This window comes from Streptomyces zinciresistens K42, assembly GCF_000225525.1.
Taxonomy (GTDB): domain Bacteria; phylum Actinomycetota; class Actinomycetes; order Streptomycetales; family Streptomycetaceae; genus Streptomyces; species Streptomyces zinciresistens.
In genome coordinates this window covers 1-4167 of record NZ_AGBF01000341.1, presented here as the reverse complement: position 1 = coordinate 4167, position 4167 = coordinate 1, and the positions used below count along the sequence as shown (strand labels likewise).

The window sequence follows — 4167 nt, the reverse complement described above, 5'->3', positions numbered from 1 at the left end:
GCGGGGCCGGCGGGCGCGGTCCGCGCCGCGGCCTCCGGTCCGGCCCCCGCCCCGCCGCCTACGCCCTCGGGGCCGCGGTGTGCGCGCTGGCCGCCCTCCTCGGCGCACGCGGACACACCCGCCGGGCGCTGCGGCTGCTCGTCGCCGGAGTGACGGCGATGGCACTGGGTGACCAGTACCGCTGAGAAGTTCCCGCGTCGCGCACGAGTCCGTGTGAAAGCCGTCACCTGCGACGACACATCAGCCGTTACTGTCCTGTGATCTGGCTCCCACTCGTGTGAACAACCCCACGAACCCGACAAACGATCATTTTCACCTGCAAGAGTTGCCCCACATCGCTCATGCGTTCTTTGCGGGCTGTTCACTCCATGAACGACTGTTCCCGGCCAAAGATCCCCCATCGCCCGAGGGAGCACGTCCGTGGCAGCTCTTGCACGCTGGTGTGTCCGACGCCGCCTCGTCGCCGTCCTGCTCTGGCTCCTCGCCTTCGGCGGGGTGACCGCGGCCGCCGCCGTCGCCGGCACGGCGTACTCCAACGACTACGAGGTCCCCGGCACCGAGTCGGGCCGCGCCACCCAGCTGCTCGCGGACGGCTTCCCCGGCCTCGGCGGCGACGGCGACACCGTCGTCTGGCGCACCGGGACCGGCACCGTCCGCGCCGCCGCCGTCGAGCAGACCATGACGCGCACCCTGGACGAGATGGCCGGCCTGCCCGGCGTCGCGTCGGTCGGCAGCCCCTACACCAAGCAGGGCGCCGCCCAGATCAGCGAGGACGGCCGCACCGCCTACGCCACCGTCGCCTTCGAGGGCGGCGCCCAGAACCTCAGCGAGGGCGAGGCGCGGGCCCTGGTGGACACCGCCCGCACCGCCGAGGGGGACGGACTCCAGGTCGCGCTGGGCGGCAGCGGGGTCGCGCTCACCCAGGCACCGGGCGGCAAGACCGCCGAGATCGTCGGGGTCGCCGTCGCCGCCGTCGTGCTGTTCCTCGCCTTCGGCTCGCTCGCCGCCTCGCTGCTGCCCATCGCCACCGCGCTGGTGAGCGTCGGCACCGCCTACGCCGGCATCGCCCTCCTCGGGCACGTCATGACGGTCGCCGACTTCGCGCCGATGCTCGGCATGCTGGTCGGGCTCGGCGTCGGCATCGACTACGCGCTGTTCATCGTCACCCGGCACCGGCGCGGCCTGAAACGCGGGCTTCCGGTAGCCGAGTCGATCACCCAGGCCGTCGCCACGACCGGACGGGCCGTCGTCTTCGCGGGCGCCACGGTGTGCATAGCCCTGCTCGGGATGCTGATCCTGCGGCTGAGCTTCCTCAACGGCGTCGCGATCGCCGCCTCGCTGACCGTGATCCTCACCGTCGCCGCCTCGGTGACCCTGCTGCCCGCCCTGCTGTCCTTCATCGGCATGCGCGCCCTCAGCCGCCGCGAGCGCCGCAGACTCGCCGAGCACGGCCCCGAGCCCGAGGTGCCCACCGGGTTCGCCGCGCGCTGGTCGGCGTTCGTGGAGCGCCACCCCAAGGCCCTCGGCGCCGTCGCCCTGGCCGTCATCGCCGTCCTCGCGCTGCCCACCCTCGGCCTGCGGCTGGGCACCTCCGACCAGGGCAACGACCCGCAGGGCTCCACCACCCGCCAGGCGTACGACCTCCTCGCCGACGGCTTCGGGCCCGGCGTGAACGGCCCGCTCACCCTCGTCACCGAGGTCGACGGCGGCGACGACAAGCTCGCCCTGGACGGCCTCGACGCCACCCTGCGCGCCACCGAGGGCGTGGCGGCGGCGACCCCCGTCACCTACAACGCCGGGGGCGACACCGCGTACCTCACCGTCGTACCGGAGTCCGCCCCGCAGTCGCGGCAGACCAGCGAGCTGGTCGACCGGCTGCGCGAGGACGTCCTCCCGCGCGCCGAGTCCGGCACCTCGCTCGACGTGCAGGTCGGCGGCATGACGGCCGGATACGACGACTTCGCCGACGTGATCGTCGGCAAGCTGCCCCTCTTCGTCGGCGTCGTCATCGGCCTGGGCTGCCTGCTGCTCCTGCTCGCCTTCCGGTCGGTCGGCATACCCCTGAAGGCCGCCGCGATGAACGTGGCCGCCGTCGCCGCCGCCTTCGGGGTCGTCGTCGCGGTCTTCCAGTGGGGCTGGGGGAGCGAACTGCTGGGGCTCGGCCGCGCGGGCCCGATCGAACCCTTCCTCCCCGTGATCATGGTGTCGGTCCTCTTCGGCCTCTCCATGGACTACCAGGTCTTCCTGGTCAGCCGGATGTACGAGGAGTGGCTGGAGACCGGGGACAACCGGCGGGCCGTCCGCGTCGGCCTCGCCGAGACCAGCCGGGTGATCAACTCCGCCGCGGTCATCATGATCTCCGTCTTCCTCGCCTTCGTCCTCAGCGGCGACCGGGTCATCGCCATGTTCGGCATCGCGCTCGCCGCCGCCGTCGCCCTGGACGCCTTCGTCCTGCGCACCCTGCTCGTGCCCGCCCTGATGCACCTGCTCGGCGGCGCCAACTGGTGGCTGCCGCGCTGGCTCGACCGGCGCATGCCCCGCATCAGCATCGAACCGCCCGAGTCCCGCGCCGCCCATGAGAGGCTGGCCGCCGCCACGGACGCCGAGGCGGCGGACGTACTGGCGCGGGAGGAGCGCAAGCCGGATGTACGCGATACCGCTGGGTGACGGAGCCGAACTGCGGCCCCTGGAGCCCTGGAACGCCGAGGAGTTCCTCGCCCATCTGGAGCGCGGCAGGGACTTCGTCAACCAGTACGTCCCCTTCGGCTCCCAGGCCCGCGACGTGGAGTCCGCGCGCGCCACGCTCCAGCGCTACGCCGATCTGCGCGCCGCCGACACCGGCTCCCTGCACGGGCTGTGGCTGGACGGGACCCTGGTGGGCGGGGTGCTGTTCCTGAACTTCGACGCGGAGAACGCCAATTGCGAGGTCGGCTGCTGGCTGGAGCCCGCGGGCACCGGACGCGGGCTCGTCACCCGCGCCGTGCGGGTGCTCATCGATTTCGCGGTCGAGCGCCGGGGCGTCCACCGGGTCGAATGGGTCGCCTCCGCCGGGAACACGCCGAGCCTGAACGTGGCGCGTCGCCTCGGCATGACCCGTGATGGAGTGCGCAGGGAGAGCTACCCCTATCGTGGAGTCCGGCACGACCTGGAGGTGTGGTCGATCCTGGCCCCCGAATGGCGTGAGGCACGCGCGCGTGCCGCTCACAGGGATCATTAAGAGACCTCTCAGACAGCGTCCGTACGGTGCGAGACATGGGAACGAAGACAGTGGACGAGACCGGCGCCGAGCGCGGTACCGAGGCCAAGAACGACGAGGAGAAGGTGGACGTCGTGAAGGCGACCGATGCTCCTGGCTCCGCCGACACCGATGAGGTGACGGAGCCCGACGAGACCCTGGACGAGGAGGAGGAAGCGGCGGCCGCGGAGGCCACCGGGGAGCACTCCTCCGCCGTGGGTGAGGGCGCGGGCGCGGTCGTCTCCGTCGCCCTGGGGCTCGTGTCCCTGACCGGTGGCTGGATCGGCACCGTCGCCGCCGCCCGCGAGACCCTCGTGGGCCAGCTCCAGACCGCGTCCAACGCGGGCGTGGCGACCCAGATCAAGGAGGTCTACGGCGACGCCTGGCAGGTCACCGCGCTGTGGGCCGGCATGTTCGCCGTGATCGCGCTGATCGTCGGCGTCGTCGTGCTCGCCCGTCCCGCGTTCGGCGGGCCCGGCCGGATCCAGCCCGTCTGGATCAAGTCCGTCGCCTGGGGCGGCGTCGCCCTCGGCGTCATCGGCCTGCTGCTGGCCGTCCTCAAGTACACCGACGCGCTGCTGGGCCTGCCCTCGGCGCCCTGATCTCCGCGCGGGTCCCGAGCGAGGGGTCCCGGGCGCCGTCACCCCCTCAGACGGCGCCCGGGACCCCTCGCCGCGTCTAAGGCCCCGCGCGCCGCCGGACATGCGGCACTCTCCCGATGTGGCGGACCCCCCTGGCGGGCCACGGTGGAGGCATCGCGCAAGCGACGCCGAACCCGGCTCTCACCAGGGAAGACAGGGACCGCCATGGACGCCTACGAGCTGTACCGCATACGCTCCGCCGAACTGATCCGCCAGGCCGACCACGAGCGCCTGGCCGGCGAGGCGCGGCGACTGCGCCGCGCCGCCCGCGCCGCCCCGGCACCCCCTCCC

Annotated in this window: 3 protein-coding genes and 1 pseudogene; all 4 read left to right on the top strand. The window is 72.9% G+C overall.

The annotated features are described in order from the left end of the window. Positions 1-185, top strand: a pseudogene (locus SZN_RS35915) (hypothetical protein); the annotation flags it as partial. Between the two features lie 235 nt (positions 186-420). Then, positions 421-2667 (top strand): MMPL family transporter, encoded by a 2247-nt coding sequence (locus SZN_RS35910; RefSeq protein ID WP_007505289.1) that lies wholly within the window; start codon positions 421-423, stop codon positions 2665-2667. Then, complete coding sequence (locus SZN_RS35905; RefSeq protein ID WP_007505287.1) at positions 2645-3217, top strand: GNAT family N-acetyltransferase; 573 nt, start codon at positions 2645-2647, stop codon at positions 3215-3217. Before SZN_RS35910 ends, SZN_RS35905 begins: the two co-directional genes overlap by 23 nt. Before the next feature lie 35 nt (positions 3218-3252). Further along, complete coding sequence (locus SZN_RS35900) at positions 3253-3837, top strand: hypothetical protein (RefSeq protein WP_043735007.1); 585 nt, start codon at positions 3253-3255, stop codon at positions 3835-3837. The last annotated feature ends 330 nt before the right edge of the window (positions 3838-4167 follow it).

Bases quoted from the DNA above. Each gene is read 5' to 3' on its own strand.
- SZN_RS35900 (WP_043735007.1), top strand. From the start codon at position 3,253: ATGGGAACGAAGACAGTGGACGAGACCGGCGCCGAGCGCGGTACCGAG.
- SZN_RS35905 (WP_007505287.1), top strand. From the start codon at position 2,645: ATGTACGCGATACCGCTGGGTGACGGAGCCGAACTGCGGCCCCTGGAG.